Annotated in this window: 14 protein-coding genes; all 14 read right to left on the reverse strand. The window is 67.7% G+C overall.

Annotation, left to right across the window (positions count from 1 at the left end; genetic code table 11):
- Window positions 1-11: 11 nt before the first annotated feature.
- The gene (rplW, locus tag BMY89_RS10600) at window positions 12-314 is read right to left on the reverse strand and encodes a 50S ribosomal protein L23 (RefSeq protein ID WP_092378661.1); all 303 of its coding nucleotides are present in this window, start codon (window positions 312-314) and stop codon (window positions 12-14) included.
- Window positions 311-988, reverse strand: a complete 678-nt coding sequence (rplD, locus tag BMY89_RS10605; RefSeq protein ID WP_092378664.1) for a 50S ribosomal protein L4 — start codon at window positions 986-988, stop codon at window positions 311-313. The genes rplW and rplD overlap by 4 nt, the downstream gene beginning before the upstream one ends.
- Complete coding sequence (gene rplC, locus BMY89_RS10610) at window positions 985-1,650, reverse strand: 50S ribosomal protein L3 (protein ID WP_092378667.1); 666 nt, start codon at window positions 1,648-1,650, stop codon at window positions 985-987. The genes rplD and rplC overlap by 4 nt, the downstream gene beginning before the upstream one ends.
- Before the next feature lie 11 nt (window positions 1,651-1,661).
- A complete protein-coding gene (gene rpsJ, locus BMY89_RS10615) occupies window positions 1,662-1,970 on the reverse strand; it encodes a 30S ribosomal protein S10 (protein WP_007073037.1) in 309 nt (102 codons plus the stop codon).
- Between the two features lie 349 nt (window positions 1,971-2,319).
- Entirely contained in the window at window positions 2,320-3,513 is a 1,194-nt protein-coding gene (gene tuf / locus BMY89_RS10620) for an elongation factor Tu (RefSeq protein ID WP_092378670.1), read from the reverse strand.
- Window positions 3,514-3,728: 215 nt separating this feature from the next.
- Entirely contained in the window at window positions 3,729-5,825 is a 2,097-nt protein-coding gene (fusA, locus tag BMY89_RS10625; protein WP_092378673.1) for an elongation factor G, read from the reverse strand.
- 74 nt (window positions 5,826-5,899) lie between these two features.
- A complete protein-coding gene (gene rpsG / locus BMY89_RS10630; protein ID WP_088647009.1) occupies window positions 5,900-6,370 on the reverse strand; it encodes a 30S ribosomal protein S7 in 471 nt (156 codons plus the stop codon).
- A 1-nt stretch (window position 6,371) separates the two neighbouring features.
- On the reverse strand, window positions 6,372-6,746 hold the full coding sequence (gene rpsL, locus BMY89_RS10635; protein ID WP_007465318.1) for a 30S ribosomal protein S12: 375 nt from the start codon (window positions 6,744-6,746) through the stop codon (window positions 6,372-6,374).
- A 493-nt stretch (window positions 6,747-7,239) separates the two neighbouring features.
- Window positions 7,240-7,611, reverse strand: a complete 372-nt coding sequence (locus BMY89_RS10640) for a hypothetical protein (protein ID WP_092378676.1) — start codon at window positions 7,609-7,611, stop codon at window positions 7,240-7,242.
- Window positions 7,612-8,104: 493 nt separating this feature from the next.
- Complete coding sequence (locus BMY89_RS10645) at window positions 8,105-8,470, reverse strand: hypothetical protein (RefSeq protein WP_092379290.1); 366 nt, start codon at window positions 8,468-8,470, stop codon at window positions 8,105-8,107.
- A gap of 150 nt (window positions 8,471-8,620) precedes the next feature.
- Window positions 8,621-12,508 (reverse strand): DNA-directed RNA polymerase subunit beta', encoded by a 3,888-nt coding sequence (locus BMY89_RS10650; RefSeq protein ID WP_092378679.1) that lies wholly within the window; start codon window positions 12,506-12,508, stop codon window positions 8,621-8,623.
- Between the two features lie 100 nt (window positions 12,509-12,608).
- Window positions 12,609-16,040, reverse strand: a complete 3,432-nt coding sequence (gene rpoB / locus BMY89_RS10655) for a DNA-directed RNA polymerase subunit beta (protein ID WP_092378681.1) — start codon at window positions 16,038-16,040, stop codon at window positions 12,609-12,611.
- A gap of 572 nt (window positions 16,041-16,612) precedes the next feature.
- Window positions 16,613-17,002, reverse strand: a complete 390-nt coding sequence (gene rplL, locus BMY89_RS10660; protein WP_092378684.1) for a 50S ribosomal protein L7/L12 — start codon at window positions 17,000-17,002, stop codon at window positions 16,613-16,615.
- 55 nt (window positions 17,003-17,057) lie between these two features.
- Window positions 17,058-17,603 (reverse strand): 50S ribosomal protein L10, encoded by a 546-nt coding sequence (gene rplJ, locus BMY89_RS10665; RefSeq protein WP_092378687.1) that lies wholly within the window; start codon window positions 17,601-17,603, stop codon window positions 17,058-17,060.
- Window positions 17,604-17,790: the final 187 nt, after the last annotated feature.

Here is a 17,790-nt window from a genome sequence, read left to right on the forward strand (position 1 = left end):
GTCTACACCCCTCAGCTGACCGGGCCGCCGAAGGCGTCGATGCGGTCGCCCTCAGCCAGCTTGACCATCGCCCGCTTGGTGTCCTTGCGCTTACCGAACCCGGTACGGGTCCGCTTGCGCTTGCCCTCACGGTTGAGCGTGTTGACCGTCAGGACGCGGACGTTGAAGATCTGCTCGATAGCGATCTTGATCGCGGTCTTGTTCGCGTCCGGGTGCACCAGGAAGGTGTACCAGTTGCGGTTCAGCTCGCTGTAGCTCTTCTCCGAGACGACCGGCGCGACGATGATGTCGCGTGGATCGGCGATCGTGCTCACTTGCCACCCTCCTCGGTGGTCTCGGCGGGCTCAGCCGCCCGGCCGACTGCCGTCGGCAGCCCCAGGAACTCGTCCAGGGCCTCCTTCGTGAAGACCACGTCGTCGGCCACCAGCACGTCGTACGTGTTCAGCTGGCCGGACTCGATCAGGTGCACCCGCGGCTCGTTGCGCAGCGACACCCAGTTCAGCTCGTCGGTGCTGCTCAGCACGACCAGGACCCGCCTGGCGGTGGACAGCTTGGCGAGCGTGGCGATCGCGGTCTTGGTCGACGGCTTGTCGCCCGAGACGAACGCCTCGACGACGTGCACCTGGCCGGCGCGGGCCCGGTCCGACAGGGCGCCACGCAGCGCGGCGGCCTTCATCTTCTTCGGGGTGCGCTGGCTGTAGTCGCGCGGCACCGGGCCGTGCACCACGCCACCGCCGGCGAACTGCGGCGCGCGGATCGAGCCCTGCCGGGCACGACCGGTGCCCTTCTGCTTGTACGGCTTCTTGCCGCCGCCGGCGACCTCGCCCCGCGTCTTGGTCTTGTGGGTGCCCTGCCGAGCAGCCGCGAGCTGCGCCACGACGACCTGGTGCATCAGCGCGATGTTGGCCTGCGCGTCGAAGATGTCGGCGGGCAGCTCGACCGAGCCGGTCTTGGTGCCTTCGGAGTTCAGGACGTCAACGGTGGTCACTTGGCCACACCGCCCTTCTTCGCCTTGGTCTTGGCCGCGGTGCGGACCAGGACCAGCGCGCCCTTGGGGCCGGGAATGGCACCACGGACGAGCAGGAGGTTGTTCTCGGTGTCGACCGCCTGGACGGTCAGGTTCTGCACGGTGTAGCGCACGCCGCCCATCCGGCCGGCCATCCGGGTGCCCTTGAAGACGCGACCCGGGGTGGCGCAGGCCCCGATGGAGCCCGGCGAGCGGTGCTTGCGCTCGACACCGTGGCTGGCGCGCAGACCGTGGAAGCCGTGCCGCTTCATCGGGCCGGCGTAGCCCTTGCCCTTGGTCTTGCCGGTGACGTCGATCGAGACGCCGACCGGGAACTCCTCGACCGTGATCTCCTGGCCGAGCGAGTAGTCCGAGGCGTCGATGGTGCGCAGCTCGACGATGTGCCGGCGCGGCGCCACGTCCGCCTTGGCATAGTGCCCACGCAGCGGATTCTTGGCCTTACGCGGGTCGATCGTCCCGTACGCCAGCTGGACCGCGGAGTAACCGTCCTTGCCGGCGTCACGAACCTGGGTGATGACGCACGGGCCGGCCTGAACCACGGTCACCGGAACAACGCGGTTGTTGTCCCAGACCTGGGTCATGCCGAGCTTCGCGCCCAGGATCCCCTTAACTTGCCTGTCCATGTGTCCGGTCCCTACAGCTTGATCTCGATGTCGACGCCAGCCGGCAGGTCGAGGCGCATGAGCGAGTCGACCGTCTTCGGAGTCGGGTCGATGATGTCGATCAGCCGCTTGTGCGTACGCATCTCGAAGTGCTCGCGCGAGTCCTTGTACTTGTGCGGCGAGCGGATGACGCAGAAACGGTTGATCTCCGTGGGCAGCGGCACCGGGCCCGCGACCTGCGCCCCGGTGCGCGTCACCGTCTCGACGATCTTCCGAGCCGAGGAGTCGACGACCTCGTGGTCATAGGCCTTGAGCCGGATGCGGATCTTCTGTCCCGCCATGGTGGCTTCTGTTCCTTCTCTCGATGCCGCTGTGTTGCGGGTGCCTGTACCGGCTGGCACAGGCCCTCTTCGCCCACCCCCGCGGTCGGGCGTGTCGCGCCCTGTGGCCAGGCTCCGCCCCGGGACTCCGGAGCGATCATGACCTTGGTGGGTCCGGGCGCCGATCGCGGTGACGCGATCTGAACGCCGCGCGAGGGTGGTTGACGGACGGGCCGCCAACCACCCTACGCCCGACTGTTCTGTCCGCCCGGCGGTTCAGCGCAAGCCGAACACGGGCAGCGAACTGTCGTTACGCAACCTGACTAGTATGCCGCACGACCGGCGGCGGGTCTAATCGGGGTTACCCAGCTCACGCAATGATCTTGGTGACGCGACCAGCGCCAACCGTACGGCCACCCTCCCGGATCGCGAACTTGAGGTTTTCCTCCATCGCGATGGGCTGGATCAGCTTCACGGTCATCGTGGTGTTGTCGCCCGGCATGACCATCTCGGTGCCCTCGGGGAGGGTGACGACACCGGTGACGTCCGTGGTCCGGAAGTAGAACTGCGGACGGTAGTTCTGGAAGAACGGCGTGTGCCGGCCACCCTCCTCCTTGGAGAGGATGTAGACGGTCGCCTCGAACTCGGTGTGCGGGGTCGTGGTGCCCGGCTTGACGACCACCATGCCGCGCTCGACGTCCTCGCGCTTGATGCCACGCAGCAGCAGACCGACGTTCTCACCCGCGCGGGCCTCGTCGAGCAGCTTGCGGAACATCTCGATGCCGGTGCAGACCGTCTTCTGCGACTTCTCGCGGATACCGACGATCTCCACCTCCTCGTTCGGCTTGAGGATGCCGCGCTCCGCGCGACCGGTGACGACGGTGCCACGACCGGTGATCGTGAAGACGTCCTCGATCGGCATCAGGAACGGCTTCTCGGTCTCGCGCTCCGGCTGCGGGATCGCGGTGTCGACCGCGTTCATCAGCTCCATCAGGCGCCCGGTCCACTCCGGGTCGCCCTCCAGGGCCCGCAGCGCGGAGACCCGCACGACCGGCAGGTCGTCGCCCGGGTACTCCTGCGACGAGAGCAGCTCGCGGACCTCGAGCTCGACGAGCTCCAGCAGCTCCTCGTCGTCGACCATGTCGCTCTTGTTGAGCGCCACGACGATGTACGGCACGCCGACCTGGCGGGCCAGCAGCACGTGCTCGCGGGTCTGCGGCATCGGGCCGTCGGTCGCCGCGACCACCAGGATCGCGCCGTCCATCTGGGCGGCACCGGTGATCATGTTCTTGATGTAGTCAGCGTGACCGGGGCAGTCGACGTGCGCGTAGTGCCGCGCCTCGGTCTGGTACTCGACGTGCGCGATCGAGATCGTGATGCCCCGGGCCTTCTCCTCCGGCGCCTTGTCGATCTGGTCGAACGGCGTGTACGGGTTGAGGTCCGGGAACTGGTCGTGCAGGACCTTGGTGATGGCCGCCGTCAGCGTCGTCTTACCGTGGTCGATGTGACCAATGGTGCCGATGTTGACGTGCGGCTTAGTCCGCTCGAACTTCGCCTTCGCCACTGGTGTCCTCCTGTGGACTTCTTGGTTCGTTCGCCCCGGCGCGCCAGGTCGGCGCTTAGGACTCTGTCGACAGCCTTTCCGGCCTGACGGCCGGAGAGCTTTGGTGGGTTCTGCGGCGATGAAGCCTACAGGCCCGGAATTTACACAATCCGACCGAGGTGGTCGCGGTCGGGGAATTTCCTCCCGCGACCACCTCGGATCAACTCAGGTGAGCGTCACTCACCCGTCGCCTTGGCGATGATCTCCTTCGCGACGCTCTGCGGAACCTCGGCGTAGGAGTCGAACTGCATGCTGTAGCTAGCCCGGCCCTGGGTCTTCGACCGCAGGTCGCCGACGTAGCCGAACATCTCCGACAGCGGCACCAGAGCCCGGACGACGCGAGCGCCGCTGCGCTCCTCCATCGCCTGGATGATGCCGCGCCGGGAGTTGAGGTCGCCGATGACGTCACCCATGTTCTCCTCAGGAGTGGTGACCTCAACAGCCATCATCGGCTCGAGCAACGCGGGGTCGGCCTTGCGGGCCGCCTCCTTCATCACCATCGAACCGGCGATCTTGAACGCCATCTCGGACGAGTCGACCTCGTGGTACTGGCCGTCCAACAGCGTCAGCTTGACACCCACCAGCGGGAAGCCGGCGAGAATGCCGTACTGCATGGCGTCCTGGGCGCCCGCGTCCACCGACGGGATGAACTCCCGGGGGATGCGGCCACCGGTGACGGCGTTCGCGAACTCGTAGGTCGGCGAGTCGTTGCCCAGGGGCAGCGGCTCCAGGCTGATGATCACCCGGGCGTACTGGCCGGACCCACCGGTCTGCTTCTTGTGCGTGTACTCGATCTTCTCCACCTTGCGGCGGATGGTCTCGCGGTACGCCACCTGCGGCTTACCGATGTTCGCCTCGACGTTGAACTCACGGCGCATCCGGTCCACCAGGATGTCCAGGTGCAGCTCACCCATGCCGGAGATGACCGTCTGACCGGTCTGGTCGTCCAGCTTGACGCGGAAGGTCGGGTCCTCCTCGGCCAGCCGCTGGATGGCGGTGCTGAGCTTCTCCTGGTCGGCCTTGGTCTTCGGCTCGATGGCCACCTCGATGACCGGCTCCGGGAAGGTCATCGACTCCAGGATCACCGGGTTCGCCGGGTCGCAGAGCGTGTCGCCGGTGGTCGTCTGCTTGAGACCCTGCACCGCGATGATGTCGCCAGCCTTGGCGGAGCCGCGCTCCTCCCGCTTGTTGGCGTGCATCTGGTAGATCTTGCCGACCCGCTCCTTGCGGTCCTTGGTGGAGTTGACCACCTGGGTGCCGGTCTCGACCACGCCGGAGTAGACCCGGACGTAGGTGAGCTTGCCGAGGTGCTTGTCGGTCTGGATCTTGAAGGCCAGGCCGGAGAACGGCTCCGAGGTGGACGGCTGCCGCTGCAACGGCGTCTCGCCGTCCGTCGCCGTACCCTCGATCGCCGGGATGTCCAGCGGCGACGGCAGGAAGTCGATGACGGCGTCAAGCATGGGCTGCACGCCCTTGTTCTTGAACGCCGAGCCGCAGAGCACCGGGTTGGCCTTGCTGGCGATGGTCGCCCGCCGGATGGCGGCCTTGATCTCCTCGGCGGAGATCTCCTCGCCCTCCAGGTACTTCTCCATGACCGAGTCGTCGACGTCGGCCAGGGTCTCCATCAGCTTCTCGCGCCACTCGGCCGCGGAGTCCACCAGGTCGGCCGGGATCTCCTCGATCGCGTAGTCGTCACCCTTCTGGGTCTCCCCGCGCCAGGTGAGGGCGCGCATGCCGATCAGGTCGACGACGCCGATGTGGTCGCCCTCAAGCCCGATCGGGATCTGGAGCACCAGCGGAGTGGCGTTCAGCCGGTCGATCATCATCTGTACGCAGCGGAAGAAGTCGGCACCGGTCCGGTCGAGCTTGTTGACGAAGCACATCCGGGGCACGTCGTACTTGTCCGCCTGCCGCCAGACGTTCTCCGTCTGCGGCTCGACACCGGCCACGCCGTCGTACACCGCGACCGCACCGTCCAGCACCCGCAGCGACCGCTCCACCTCGACCGTGAAGTCGACGTGGCCGGGCGTGTCGATGATCTGGATCGTGTGGCCCTTCCACTCGCACTTCGTGGCGGCGGAAGTGATGGTGATACCGCGCTCCTGCTCCTGCTCCATCCAGTCCATGACGGCAGCGCCCTCGTGGACTTCACCGATCTTGTACGTGATGCCGGTGTAGAACAGGATTCGCTCGGTGGTAGTGGTCTTACCGGCATCGATGTGCGCCATGATGCCGATATTGCGTACGTTGGCGAGCGCGTCTGCGGCGGCCACTTCAATCCCTACTTATCGTCGTCTCGACACAACTGGTGGCGGTTCCGGTGCCCGTGGACACCGGAACCAGGGTGTTACCAGCGGTAGTGCGCGAAGGCCTTGTTGGACTCGGCCATCTTGTGCGTGTCCTCGCGCCGCTTCACGGCGGCACCGAGGCCGTTGCTCGCGTCGAGCAGCTCGTTCATCAGCCGCTCCACCATGGTCTTCTCGCGGCGGGCCTTGGAGTACGTCACCAGCCAGCGCAGACCGAGCGTGGTCGCGCGGGCCGGACGAACCTCGACCGGCACCTGGTAGGTGGCGCCACCGACACGGCGGCTGCGCACCTCGAGCGTCGGCTTGACGTTGTCCATCGCGCGCTTGAGGGTGACGACCGGGTCGGTGCCCGACTTCTCCCGGCAGCCCTCCAGGGCCGCGTACACGATACGCTCGGCGAGCTGACGCTTGCCGCGCATCAGGATCTTGTTCACCAACTGGGTGACCAACGGCGAGTTGTACACCGGGTCAGCGACCAGCGGCTTCCGCGGAGCGGGTCCCTTACGCGGCATCTCAGCTCTTCTCCTTCTTCGCGCCGTACCGGCTGCGCGCCTGCTTGCGGTTGCGGACACCCTGGGTGTCCAGCGAGCCGCGGACGATCTTGTACCGCACGCCGGGGAGGTCCTTCACCCGGCCGCCGCGGACGAGCACGATCGAGTGCTCCTGCAGGTTGTGGCCGACGCCCGGGATGTAGGCCGTGACCTCGATCTGGCTGCTGAGCTTGACACGTGCGACCTTGCGCAGCGCCGAGTTCGGCTTCTTCGGGGTCGTGGTGTACACGCGGGTACACACGCCACGCCGCTGCGGGGATCCCTTGAGCGCCGGAGTCTTGGTCTTGGTGGTCTTCGCCTGGCGGCCCTTTCGGACCAGCTGCTGAATGGTGGGCACCGGGTTTTTCCGCTCCCTTCGGCCGCTGTCGCGGCCGCGCCGTCTGCCGTAGCCGATCTCATGACCGGCTCTCCTACATTCCGGCCAGGGCCACCTCGCGGAGGTCCCGGCACCCGCGGTCGGGCGTGTCGCCCGACTCACGGCCCCGGTCCGGCGCTTGCACGCTGGTCCGGGGTTTGTCACCGGCACACGGATCGCCGTAGGCCGGATCTTCTGCTCAGTTCGTGGCACCAGCTGGATATCGGATCGCCGCATCCAGCGCACGCACGAGTTGCCCGGGCAGGCCCGGGCACAAGGGGAAAGAGTACCTACCACAGTCGTGCAGGTCAAAACGGGAGACCCACCGGACTTCGCACCGCTCGCCAGTTGGACCCGTCGCACCGCCCGCCCGTGATGGGCACCTACGGATACAAGTGTACCGGCTGCTCCGGAAACCGGCCCGAGCGCCCCCGAGCAGGCAGGGTATCGGCCTGCAGATCGGCTCCGGTCTGGTTCAGGTCAGCGCCAGCACCAGTGCCAGACCGAGACCGAGCAGACAGAGCAGCAGGCCCGCCGCACCGCAGCTGATGCCGGCGATGGCCAGACCTCGACCGGTGAACCGGACTGCCGGCGGTGGCGCCGGCCGCCGGATCTGCCGCAGACCGAGCAGCCCGGCCACGGCAGCACCCGTCCCGGTCAGGCTGCCCAGCGCGGCGAAGGCACCCGCGGCCCAGGCGCCGTTCGCCCCTCCCCCGACCGCACCGAAGCAGATCACCAGCACCGACACCAGGATCGAGGTGATCCCGGCCACCAGCGAGCCGACCGAGAGACCCGACGTGACCGGGGCCACATCGAGATGTACCACCGCGAACGGAGTGCCGGGCACCGGCTCGACCCGCCTCGGCGGTCGGCGGCGCTCGTGCGACGGCGCGGGCGGCGGCGGAGCGGGCGGTGGTGGCCAGCCAGGACCAGCCGAATGCCACCCCGGCGCCGGCGGCGCGCCGAAAGCCGGTGGGCCGAAGGCCGGCGGAGCGGGCGACGCGGCCCGGTGCGGCGAACCGGGGCCTGGGCCGAAGGCCGGCGGGCCAGAAGGCGGTCCGAAGATCGGCGATCCCGACGGCGGAGCCCACGGCGGCGAGGCGGGTGGCGATTCGACCGCCGGCTCGGATCCGGGCCGGGCCCACCCAACCGGTTCCGTCCCGACGGCGTCCGGGCGCCCGGCGGTGGGCTCGGCGTACTCGCCGCCCTCGGGGCGCGCCGGTTCCGTCACGAGACTCTCCTCATCTGCCAGCGTCCACCGCCGCGCGACGGACAACGGTCAGGCTACCGTCGCGGGTCAGCCCCGCGGCGTCGGGCGCGAGAGCGAGCGGCCCGGCCGGTCAGTCGACGTTGGGCGCGAAGTCCTGCCCGTAGGGCGCCTCGGCGAGCCGGACCACACCGATCACCAGCAGCGCCACCAGGCTGACCGCGACCAGCGCCAGGCCCGTGAGGGCCAGCCGCTCGCCACGACGCAGCCAGGTCGCGCCGGTCAGGAAACCCCCCGAGGCGTACGCCTCCCGGCGGGCCTGCCGGGCCAGTTGCAGGGCCACCATCGCCGGCACCGCACCGCCGAGCAGCAGCCCCGTCATCGCCGCCATCAGCCCCAGGGCGAAGACCGCCCGGGCCTTGGTCGCCCGGACCGGATCCGGGTCGAGCGGGTGACGCGGCGCCGACGCGGCGGGCGCCGATCCGGGTGCGATCGTCATGACCACATGATGCCTCCGTGGAGAGCTCTGCGCGCCGTACCCCGGTACAGCCCTGCCATTCGGCTGGACGAGCCCGCGGCGCGGCTGACGGTGCCTGGACACGAGGAGGCCCCCGGCAACCGCCGGGGGCCTCCCACGTCACTACGCGATCTAGCGGTACGACCCGAAGTCGAAGTCGTCCAGCGGAACTGCCTGGCCGCTGGCCGGCCCGAAGCCGTAGTCGGTCTCCGGGTAGCCGGTCATCGAGTAGACCTTGGCCTTCGCCTCCTCGGTCGGCTCGACCCGGACATTGCGGTACTTGCTGATGCCGGTACCGGCCGGGATGAGCTTACCGATGATCACGTTCTCCTTGAGACCGATCAGCGAGTCGCTGCGGGCGTGGATCGCCGCGTCGGTCAGCACCCGGGTGGTCTCCTGGAAGGAGGCCGCCGAGAGCCAGGAGTCGGTGGCCAGCGACGCCTTGGTGATACCCATGAGCACCGGCCGACCCGCGGCCGGCTCGCCGCCCTCGGAGACGAGTCGGCGGTTCTCCGACTCGAACAGCGCCCGGTCGACCAGCACACCCGGCAGGAACTCCGTCGAGCCGGAGTCGATGACCGTCACCCGCTTGAGCATCTGACGGATGATGATCTCGATGTGCTTGTCGTGGATGAGCACACCCTGCGAGCGGTAGACCTCCTGGACCTCCTGGGTCAGGTGGACCTGGACCGCCCGCGGGCCGAGGATGCGGAGCAGCTCGTGCGGGTCGATGGTGCCCTCGGTGAGCTTCTCGCCGACCTCGACGTGGTCGCCGTCGTGTGCCCGCAGCCGGACCCGCTTCGAGATCTTGTCGTAGACGATCTCGTCGCTGCCGTCGTCCGGGATGACCACGATCTTGCGCGACCGCTCGCCGTCCTCGATCCGGATCCGACCGGGGGTGTCGGCGATCGGCGCCTTGCCCTTCGGAATCCGCGCCTCGAAGATCTCCTGGACACGTGGCAGACCCTGGGTGATGTCCTCACCCGCGACGCCACCGGTGTGGAAGGTACGCATCGTCAGCTGCGTACCCGGCTCACCGATCGACTGGGCGGCGATGATGCCGACCGCCTCGCCGATGTCCACCGTCTTGCCGGTCGGCAGCGAGCGACCGTAGCAGGCCGCGCAGACGCCCAGCTTCGACTCACAGGTGAGCACGCTGCGGACCCGCACCGTCTCGACGCCGGCCGCCACGATCCGGTCGACCAGGATCGAGTTGAGGTCCTGACCCCGCTCCGCCACCACGGTGCCGTCCGGCGCCTTGATGTCGTCGGCCAGCGTACGGGCGTGCGCGCCGGTCTCGGCGTGCTCGTGCACGACCAGCTTCCCGTCGAGCTGCTCGCCGACCTGCATCGGGATGGCGCGGTCGGTGCCGCAGTCCTCTTCGCGGATGATGACGTCCTGCGAAACGTCGACCAGACGCCGGGTCAGGTAACCCGAGTCGGCGGTACGCAGGGCGGTGTCCGCGAGGCCCTTACGGGCACCGTGGGTGGAGATGAAGTACTCCAACACGGACAGACCCTCGCGGTAGCTCGACTTGATCGGCCGCGGGATGATCTCACCCTTGGGGTTGGCCACCAGGCCACGGATGGCCGCGATCTGACGCAGCTGGAGCAGGTTACCGCGGGCACCCGAGTGGATCATCTTCCACAACGGGTTCTCCTGCGGCAGCGAGTTCTCCAGGTTCTTGGCGACCTCGTTGGTCGCCTTCGTCCAGATCTCGATCAGCTCGCCGCGGCGCTCCTCGCCGGTCATCAGACCACGCTGGTACTGCTTGTCGATCCGGTCGGCTTCCTTCTCGTACCGCTGCAGGATCTCCTGCTTGCTCGGCGGGGTGACCACGTCCTCCATGCCGATGGTCACACCGGACCAGGTGGCCCAGTGGAAACCGGCCTCCTTGAGCCCGTCCAGAGTGGCTGCCAACTCCACCTTGGGGTAGCGCTCGGCGAGGTCGTTGACGATCTGCGAGAGCTGACCCTTGCGGATCTCGTAGTTCACGAAGCGGTAGCCCTGCGGCATCGTCTCGTTGAACAGGACCCGACCGAGGGTGGTCTCCACCGTCAGCGGCTCGTCCGGCGTCCAGCCCTCGGGCGCGGTCCAGGGCTCGCTGCCGGGGCCGTTGTCGACCTCGACGACGCCCCGCAGCCGGATCTTGACCATGGACTGCAGGTTCAGTTCACCGTTGTCGTACGCCATCCGGGCCTCGGCGTCCGAACTGAACGCCCGTCCCTCGCCGCGCTCACCGGGGGTGAGGTGGGTGAGGTGGTAGAGCCCGATGATCATGTCCTGGGTGGGCATGGTGACGGGCTTGCCGTCGGCCGGCTTGAGGATGTTGTTCGACGACAGCATCAGGATCCGCGCCTCGGCCTGGGCCTCGGCGGACAGCGGCACGTGGACCGCCATCTGGTCACCGTCGAAGTCGGCGTTGAAGGCCGTGCAGACCAGCGGGTGGATCTGGATCGCCTTGCCCTCGACCAACTGCGGCTCGAAGGCCTGGATACCCAGACGGTGCAGGGTCGGCGCCCGGTTGAGCAGCACCGGGTGCTCGCCGATGACCTCTTCCAGCACGTCCCACACGACCGGCCGCTGCCGCTCCACCATCCGCTTGGCGGACTTGATGTTCTGCGCGTGGTTGAGGTCGACCAGCCGCTTCATCACGAACGGCTTGAACAGCTCCAGCGCCATCTGCTTGGGCAGGCCACACTGGTGCAGCTTGAGCTTCGGGCCGACCACGATGACCGAACGGCCGGAGTAGTCCACGCGCTTGCCCAGCAGGTTCTGGCGGAACCGGCCCTGCTTGCCCTTGAGCATGTCGGACAGCGACTTCAGCGGACGGTTACCCGGGCCGGTGACCGGCCGGCCGCGACGGCCGTTGTCGAACAGCGCGTCGACGGCCTCCTGCAGCATCCGCTTCTCGTTGTTGACGATGATCTCGGGCGCGCCGAGGTCGATCAGCCGCTTGAGCCGGTTGTTCCGGTTGATCACCCGGCGGTACAGGTCGTTCAGGTCGCTGGTCGCGAAGCGGCCACCGTCGAGCTGCACCATCGGGCGCAGGTCCGGCGGGATGACCGGCACGCAGTCCAGCACCATGCCGAGCGGCGAGTTACGGGTGTTCTGGAACGCCGCGACGACCTTGAGTCGCTTGAGCGCCCGGATCTTCCGCTGGCCCTTGCCGGTGCGGATGGTCTCGCGCAGGCTCTCGGCCTCGGCCTCGAGGTCCATGTTCTGCACCAGAGCCTTGATCGCCTCGGCGCCCATCCCGCCGGTGAAGTACTCACCGAACCGGTCGCGCAGCTCCCGGTAGAGCAGCTCGTCGGTGACCAGCTGCTTGGGGTCCAGCTTGCGGAAGGTGTCCAGCACCTCGTCCAGGCGGTCGATCTCGCGCTGGGCCCGGTCGCGGATCTGGCGCATCTCGCGCTCTCCGCCCTCCTTGACCTTGCGCCGGACGTCCGCCTTCGCGCCCTCGGCCTCCAGCTCGGCCAGGTCGGCCTCGAGCTTGGCGGCCCGCTTCTCGATCTCCGAGTCGCGGCTGTTCTCCGACTGCCGCTTCTCGGCCAGGATCTCGTTCTCGATCGTCGAGAGGTCGCGGTGACGCGCCTCGGCGTCCACGCTCGTCACCACGTACGAGGCGAAGTAGATGATCTTTTCGAGGTCCTTGGGGGCGAGGTCCAGCAGGTAACCCAGCCGGCTCGGAACGCCCTTGAAGTACCAGATGTGGGTGACCGGGGCGGCGAGCTCGATGTGGCCCATCCGCTCACGGCGGACCTTCGAGCGGGTCACCTCGACGCCGCAGCGCTCGCAGATGATGCCCTTGAACCGGACCCGCTTGTACTTACCGCAGTAGCACTCCCAGTCCCGCTGTGGACCGAAGATCTTCTCGCAGAAGAGTCCGTCCTTTTCCGGCTTGAGGGTGCGGTAGTTGATCGTCTCGGGCTTCTTGACCTCGCCGTGCGACCACTGACGGATGTCGTCGGCGGTCGCCAGCCCAATTCGCAACTCGTCGAAAAAGTTGACGTCGAGCACGTTCAATTCCCTCACACGTCGCTTGTTGCGCTACAGCTGACCGGGTCCAGGTCCGGGGGCGGGGTGACCCACACGAGTCGCCCCGCCACCGCACCCAACGTCACACTTCCTCGACCGAGCTCGGCTCGCGCCGGGACAGGTCGATGCCCAGCTCCTCCGCGGCCCGGAACACCTCGTCGTCGGTCTCGCGCATCTCCAGGGCCACGCCGTCGCTGGAAAGCACCTCAACGTTGAGGCACAGCGACTGCAGCTCCTTGAGCAGCACCTTGAACGACTCGGGGATGCCCGGCTCCGGAATGTTCTCGCCCTTGACGATGGCCTCGTAGACCTTCACCCGGCCGAGCACGTCGTCGGACTTGATCGTCAGCAGCTCCTGCAGGGCGTACGCGGCACCGTATGCCTGCATCGCCCAGCACTCCATCTCACCGAAGCGCTGGCCACCGAACTGCGCCTTACCACCCAGCGGCTGCTGCGTGATCATCGAGTACGGGCCAGTCGACCGAGCGTGGATCTTGTCGTCGACCAGGTGGTTGAGCTTCAGGATGTAGATGTAGCCGACCGCGATCGGGTCGGGCAGCGGCTCGCCGGAGCGACCGTCGAACAACTGCGCCTTCCCGGACGAGCCGATCAGCTGCTTGCCGTCCCGGTTGGGCAGGGTCGACGCGAGCAGACCGGAGATCTCCTCCTCGCGGGCACCGTCGAAGACCGGGGTGGCCACGTTGGTGTCCGGCTCGGCCTCGTCGGCACCGATGCTCTGGAGCTGGCGCTGCCAGTCCGCGTCGTCGCCGTTGACCTTCCAGCCAGTCTTCGCCACCCAGCCCAGGTGGGTCTCCAACACCTGGCCGATGTTCATCCGGCCCGGCACACCGAGCGGGTTGAGCACGATGTCGACCGGAGTGCCGTCCTCCAGGAACGGCATGTCCTCGACCGGCAGGATCTTGGAGATGACGCCCTTGTTGCCGTGCCGGCCGGCGAGCTTGTCGCCGTCCTGGATCTTCCGCTTCTGGGCGACGTAGACCCGGACCAACTCGTTGACGCCCGGCGGCAGTTCGTCGCCGTCCTCGCGGGAGAAGGTACGCACGCCGATGACCGTGCCGGTCTCACCGTGCGGCACCTTCAGCGAGGTGTCCCGAACCTCACGCGCCTTCTCACCGAAGATCGCGCGGAGCAGTCGCTCCTCCGGGGTCAGCTCGGTCTCGCCCTTCGGGGTGACCTTGCCGACCAGGATGTCGCCGGGAACCACCTCGGCACCGATCCGGATGATGCCGCGCTCGTCGAGGTCGGCGAGCATTTCCTCGCTGACGTTCGGGATGTCGCGGGTGATCTCCTCCGGGCCGAGCTTGGTGTCCCGCGCGTCGACCTCGTGCTCCTCGATGTGGATCGAGGTGAGCACGTCCTGCTGCACGAGGCGCTGCGACAGGATGATCGCGTCCTCGTAGTTGTGCCCCTCCCAGGTCATGAACGCCACGAGCAGGTTGCGCCCGAGCGCCATCTCGCCCTCGTCGGTGCACGGACCGTCGGCGATGACCTGGCCGGCCTCGACGCGGTCGCCCTCGAAGACGACCGGCTTCTGGTTGACGCAGGAGCCGGCGTTGGAGCGGCGGAACTTGTGCAGCAGGTACGTCCGGCGGTGGCCGTCGTCCTGGTGCACCGTGATGTAGTCGGCGCAGAGGTCCTCGACCACGCCGCCGGCCTCGGCGACGACCACGTCGCCGGCGTCGACGGCGGCACGGTACTCCATACCGGTACCGACGAGCGGGGACTCGGCCTTGACCAGCGGCACCGCCTGGCGCTGCATGTTCGCGCCCATCAGGGCCCGGTTGGCGTCGTCGTGCTCAAGGAACGGAATCATCGCGGTCGCGACCGAGGTCATCTGCCGCGGTGACACATCCATGTAGTCCACGGCGCCCGGCGCTACGTCCTCGGTCTCGCCGCCCTTACGGCGAACCAGGACGCGATCCTCGACGAACGTGCCGTCGGCCTTCAGCGGCGCGTTGGCCTGCGCCTTGACGAACCGGTCCTCCTCGTCCGCGGTCAGGTAGTCGATCTGGTCGGTGACCCGACCTTCGATGACCTTCCGGTACGGCGTCTCGATGAAGCCGAACGGGTTGACCCGGGCAAAGGTGGACAGCGCGCCGATCAGACCGATGTTCGGGCCTTCCGGCGTCTCGATCGGGCACATCCGGCCGTAGTGGGACGGGTGCACGTCGCGAACCTCGAAGCCGGCCCGCTCGCGGGACAGACCACCCGGGCCGAGCGCGCTCAGCCGGCGCCGGTGGGTCAGGCCCGCCAGCGGGTTGGTCTGGTCCATGAACTGGGACAGCTGCGAGGTGCCGAAGAACTCTCGGATCGCGGCCACGACCGGACGGATGTTGATCAGGGTCTGCGGCGTGATCGCCTCGACGTCCTGGGTGGTCATCCGCTCCCGGACGACCCGCTCCATCCGGGACAGGCCGACCCGAACCTGGTTCTGGATCAGCTCGCCCACGGTACGCAGCCGCCGGTTGCCGAAGTGGTCGATGTCGTCGGCCTCGTAGCCCTCCTCACCGGCGTGCAGCCGGCAGAGGTACTCCACGGTGGCCACGATGTCGTCCTCGGTCAGCGTGCCGGTGGTGATCGGCACGGCGACTTCGAGCTTCTTGTTGAACTTGTACCGACCGACCTTGGCTACGTCGTACCGCTTCGGGTTGAAGAAGAGGTTGTCGAGCAGGGTCTGGGCGTTCTCGCGGGTCGGCGGCTCGCCAGGGCGCAGCTTGCGGTAGATGTCTAGTAGCGCCTCGTCCTGGCCGGCGATGTGGTCCTTCTCGAGCGTGGTCATCATCAGCTCGGACCAGCCGAACTTCTCACGGATCTGCTCGGCCGACCATCCGACGGCCTTGAGCAGCACCGTGACGGCCTGCCGGCGCTTGCGGTCGATGCGAACGCCGACCGTGTCGCGCTTGTCGATGTCGAACTCCAGCCAGGCACCCCGACTCGGGATGACCTTGACGCTGGAGAGATCGCGGTCGGAGGTCTTGTCCGGCTGCTTGTCGAAGTAGACGCCCGGCGAACGGACGAGCTGGCTGACCACCACCCGCTCGGTGCCGTTGATGATGAAGGTGCCCTTCGGCGTCATCATCGGGAAGTCACCCATGAACACCGTCTGGCTCTTGATCTCGCCAGTGGTGTTGTTGGTGAACTCCGCGGTCACGAACAGTGGCGCGCAGTAGGTGAGGTCCTTCTCCTTGCACTCCTCGATCGAGGCCTTGACCTCGTCGAAGCGCGGCGCCGAGAAGGAAAGCGACATAGTGCCGGAGAAGTCCTCAATGGGACTTATCTCGTCGAGAATTTCCGCGAGACCCGAGCGTGCGTGCGGGTCGTCCGCCGACCGGCCCTGCCAACCCTCGTTGCCGACGAGCCAGTCGAAGGACTCGTTCTGAATGGCAAGGAGGTTGGGGACCTCGAGGTGTTCGGTGATCCGACCGAAGGAAACTCGGCGGGGAGCGAATGCGCTCGACGTACGACTGGTCTTCGCAGGGCGGGAAGCTGCCAAGATGCGTCCTTCCGAGGACCGGTGCTGCAGAACGGCTGGTACGCGTGCACTCCAATGACCCCACCAGAAAATATCCATAAACGGACATTTCCGAGCAGGGGTCTAGTCGGAAGGCAGCGCAAACTAGCAGTGTAGCCGAGAGGCTAACCGCTGTCCAGCCCACCCCGCAGGTTGTTGCGGAACATGCCTTGGGACCCTCGTGAACGGGTCGCACCAGGCCGCTCGGAACGCAACGTCCCTGCCGGTCCGCTCGGGTGTCGGCGGCGAGTGATGCTCTCGCTGCGTTACCCGCGCGGTGGCCGTCGCAAGCGCGGAAGGTCTTGCTGATGTCAGCGTGCCTGGCAGCCCAGGGCCGCGTCAAGGCCCGCTGTCGCCATCGGTCGCTCTTTCCTACCGACGGGCGATGCCGCCGACGCCTCCAGCGGGCCGAGGGCCCGCTTCGACGCCCTGCTCATGCCCGCTTCTCGGCGGATCCACAAGTGCGGCGGGCGGCGATCCGGTTCCGGATCGCCGCCCGCCGCAAGTTGGTGTGCCCCGGCTCACTGAGCCGGGGCCGCCAGGTGGGGCTCAGGTCACTTGAGGGTGACCTTGGCGCCCTCGCCCTCCAGCTTGGCCTTGGCCTTCTCGGCGGTCTCCTTGTTGACCTTCTCCAGGATGGCCTTCGGCGCGGACTCGACCGCGTCCTTGGCCTCCTTGAGGCCCAGGCCGGTCAGCTCACGGACGACCTTGATGACCTGGATCTTCTTGCCACCGTCGGCGTCGAGGATGACGTCGAACTCGTCCTTCTCCGGCTCGGCCTCGGCGGCGGCGCCACCGGTGGCCGGACCCGCCATCATCATCGCGGCCGGGGCAGCGGCGGTGACCTCGAAGGTCTCCTCGAACTGCTTCACGAACTCGGAGAGCTCGATCAGCGTCATCTCCTTGAACGCGTCGAGCAGCTCGTCAGTGCTGAGCTTCGCCATATCTGGCGTCCTTTCCTGAATGATTTACCTAAGAACGTTGGTGCGCCGGGCGGCCTCAGGCCGCTTCGGCGCCCTCCTTCTCGCGCTTGTCCTGCAGTGCCGCCGCCAGGCGAGCGGTCTTCGACAGCGGGGCCTGGAACAGGGCCGCGGCCTTGCTCAGGTTGCCCTTCATCGCGCCAGCCAGCTTGGCCAGCAGCACCTCACGGGACTCAAGGTCGGCGAGCTTCGTGACCTCGGCCGCAGAAATGGCCTTGCCCTCGAAGACGCCGCCCTTGATGACGAGCTTCGGGTTGGCCTTCGCGAAGTCGCGAAGCCCCTTCGCCGCCTCGACGACGTCGCCCGAAACGAAAGTCAGCGCGGTAGGACCGGTGAACAGCTCGTCGAGGCCGGCGATGCCCGCGTCCGCCGCAGCACGCTTGGCCAGCGTGTTCTTGGCGACCGTGTAGGTCGTCTCCTTGCCGAGCGAGCGCCGCAGCTGGGTGAGCTGGGAAACCGTCAGACCGCGGTACTCGGTCAGCACGGTGGCACCCGCGCTCCGGAAGCTGTCCGTCAGCTCAGCAACGGCCGTGGCCTTGTCGGCCCGAATCGGCTTGTCCGCCATGTCCCTCCTCTCTCGTTACTCGAGGCTGGTCACCGTCGCAGGCGAACGCCTGTGACGGCAGCGGAGGCATCGCGGCAACAGAAAAGCCCCGGCGCAGGGCGCACGGGGCGAGGCCGGCGGAGATCACCACGGTCGGCGGACCGCAGGATGCTGCCGATGTTTCGCTTGCCGCCCTACGCGGGTCGCC

Source organism: Micromonospora phaseoli, from assembly GCF_900109115.1.
GTDB lineage: Bacteria > Actinomycetota > Actinomycetes > Mycobacteriales > Micromonosporaceae > Micromonospora > Micromonospora phaseoli.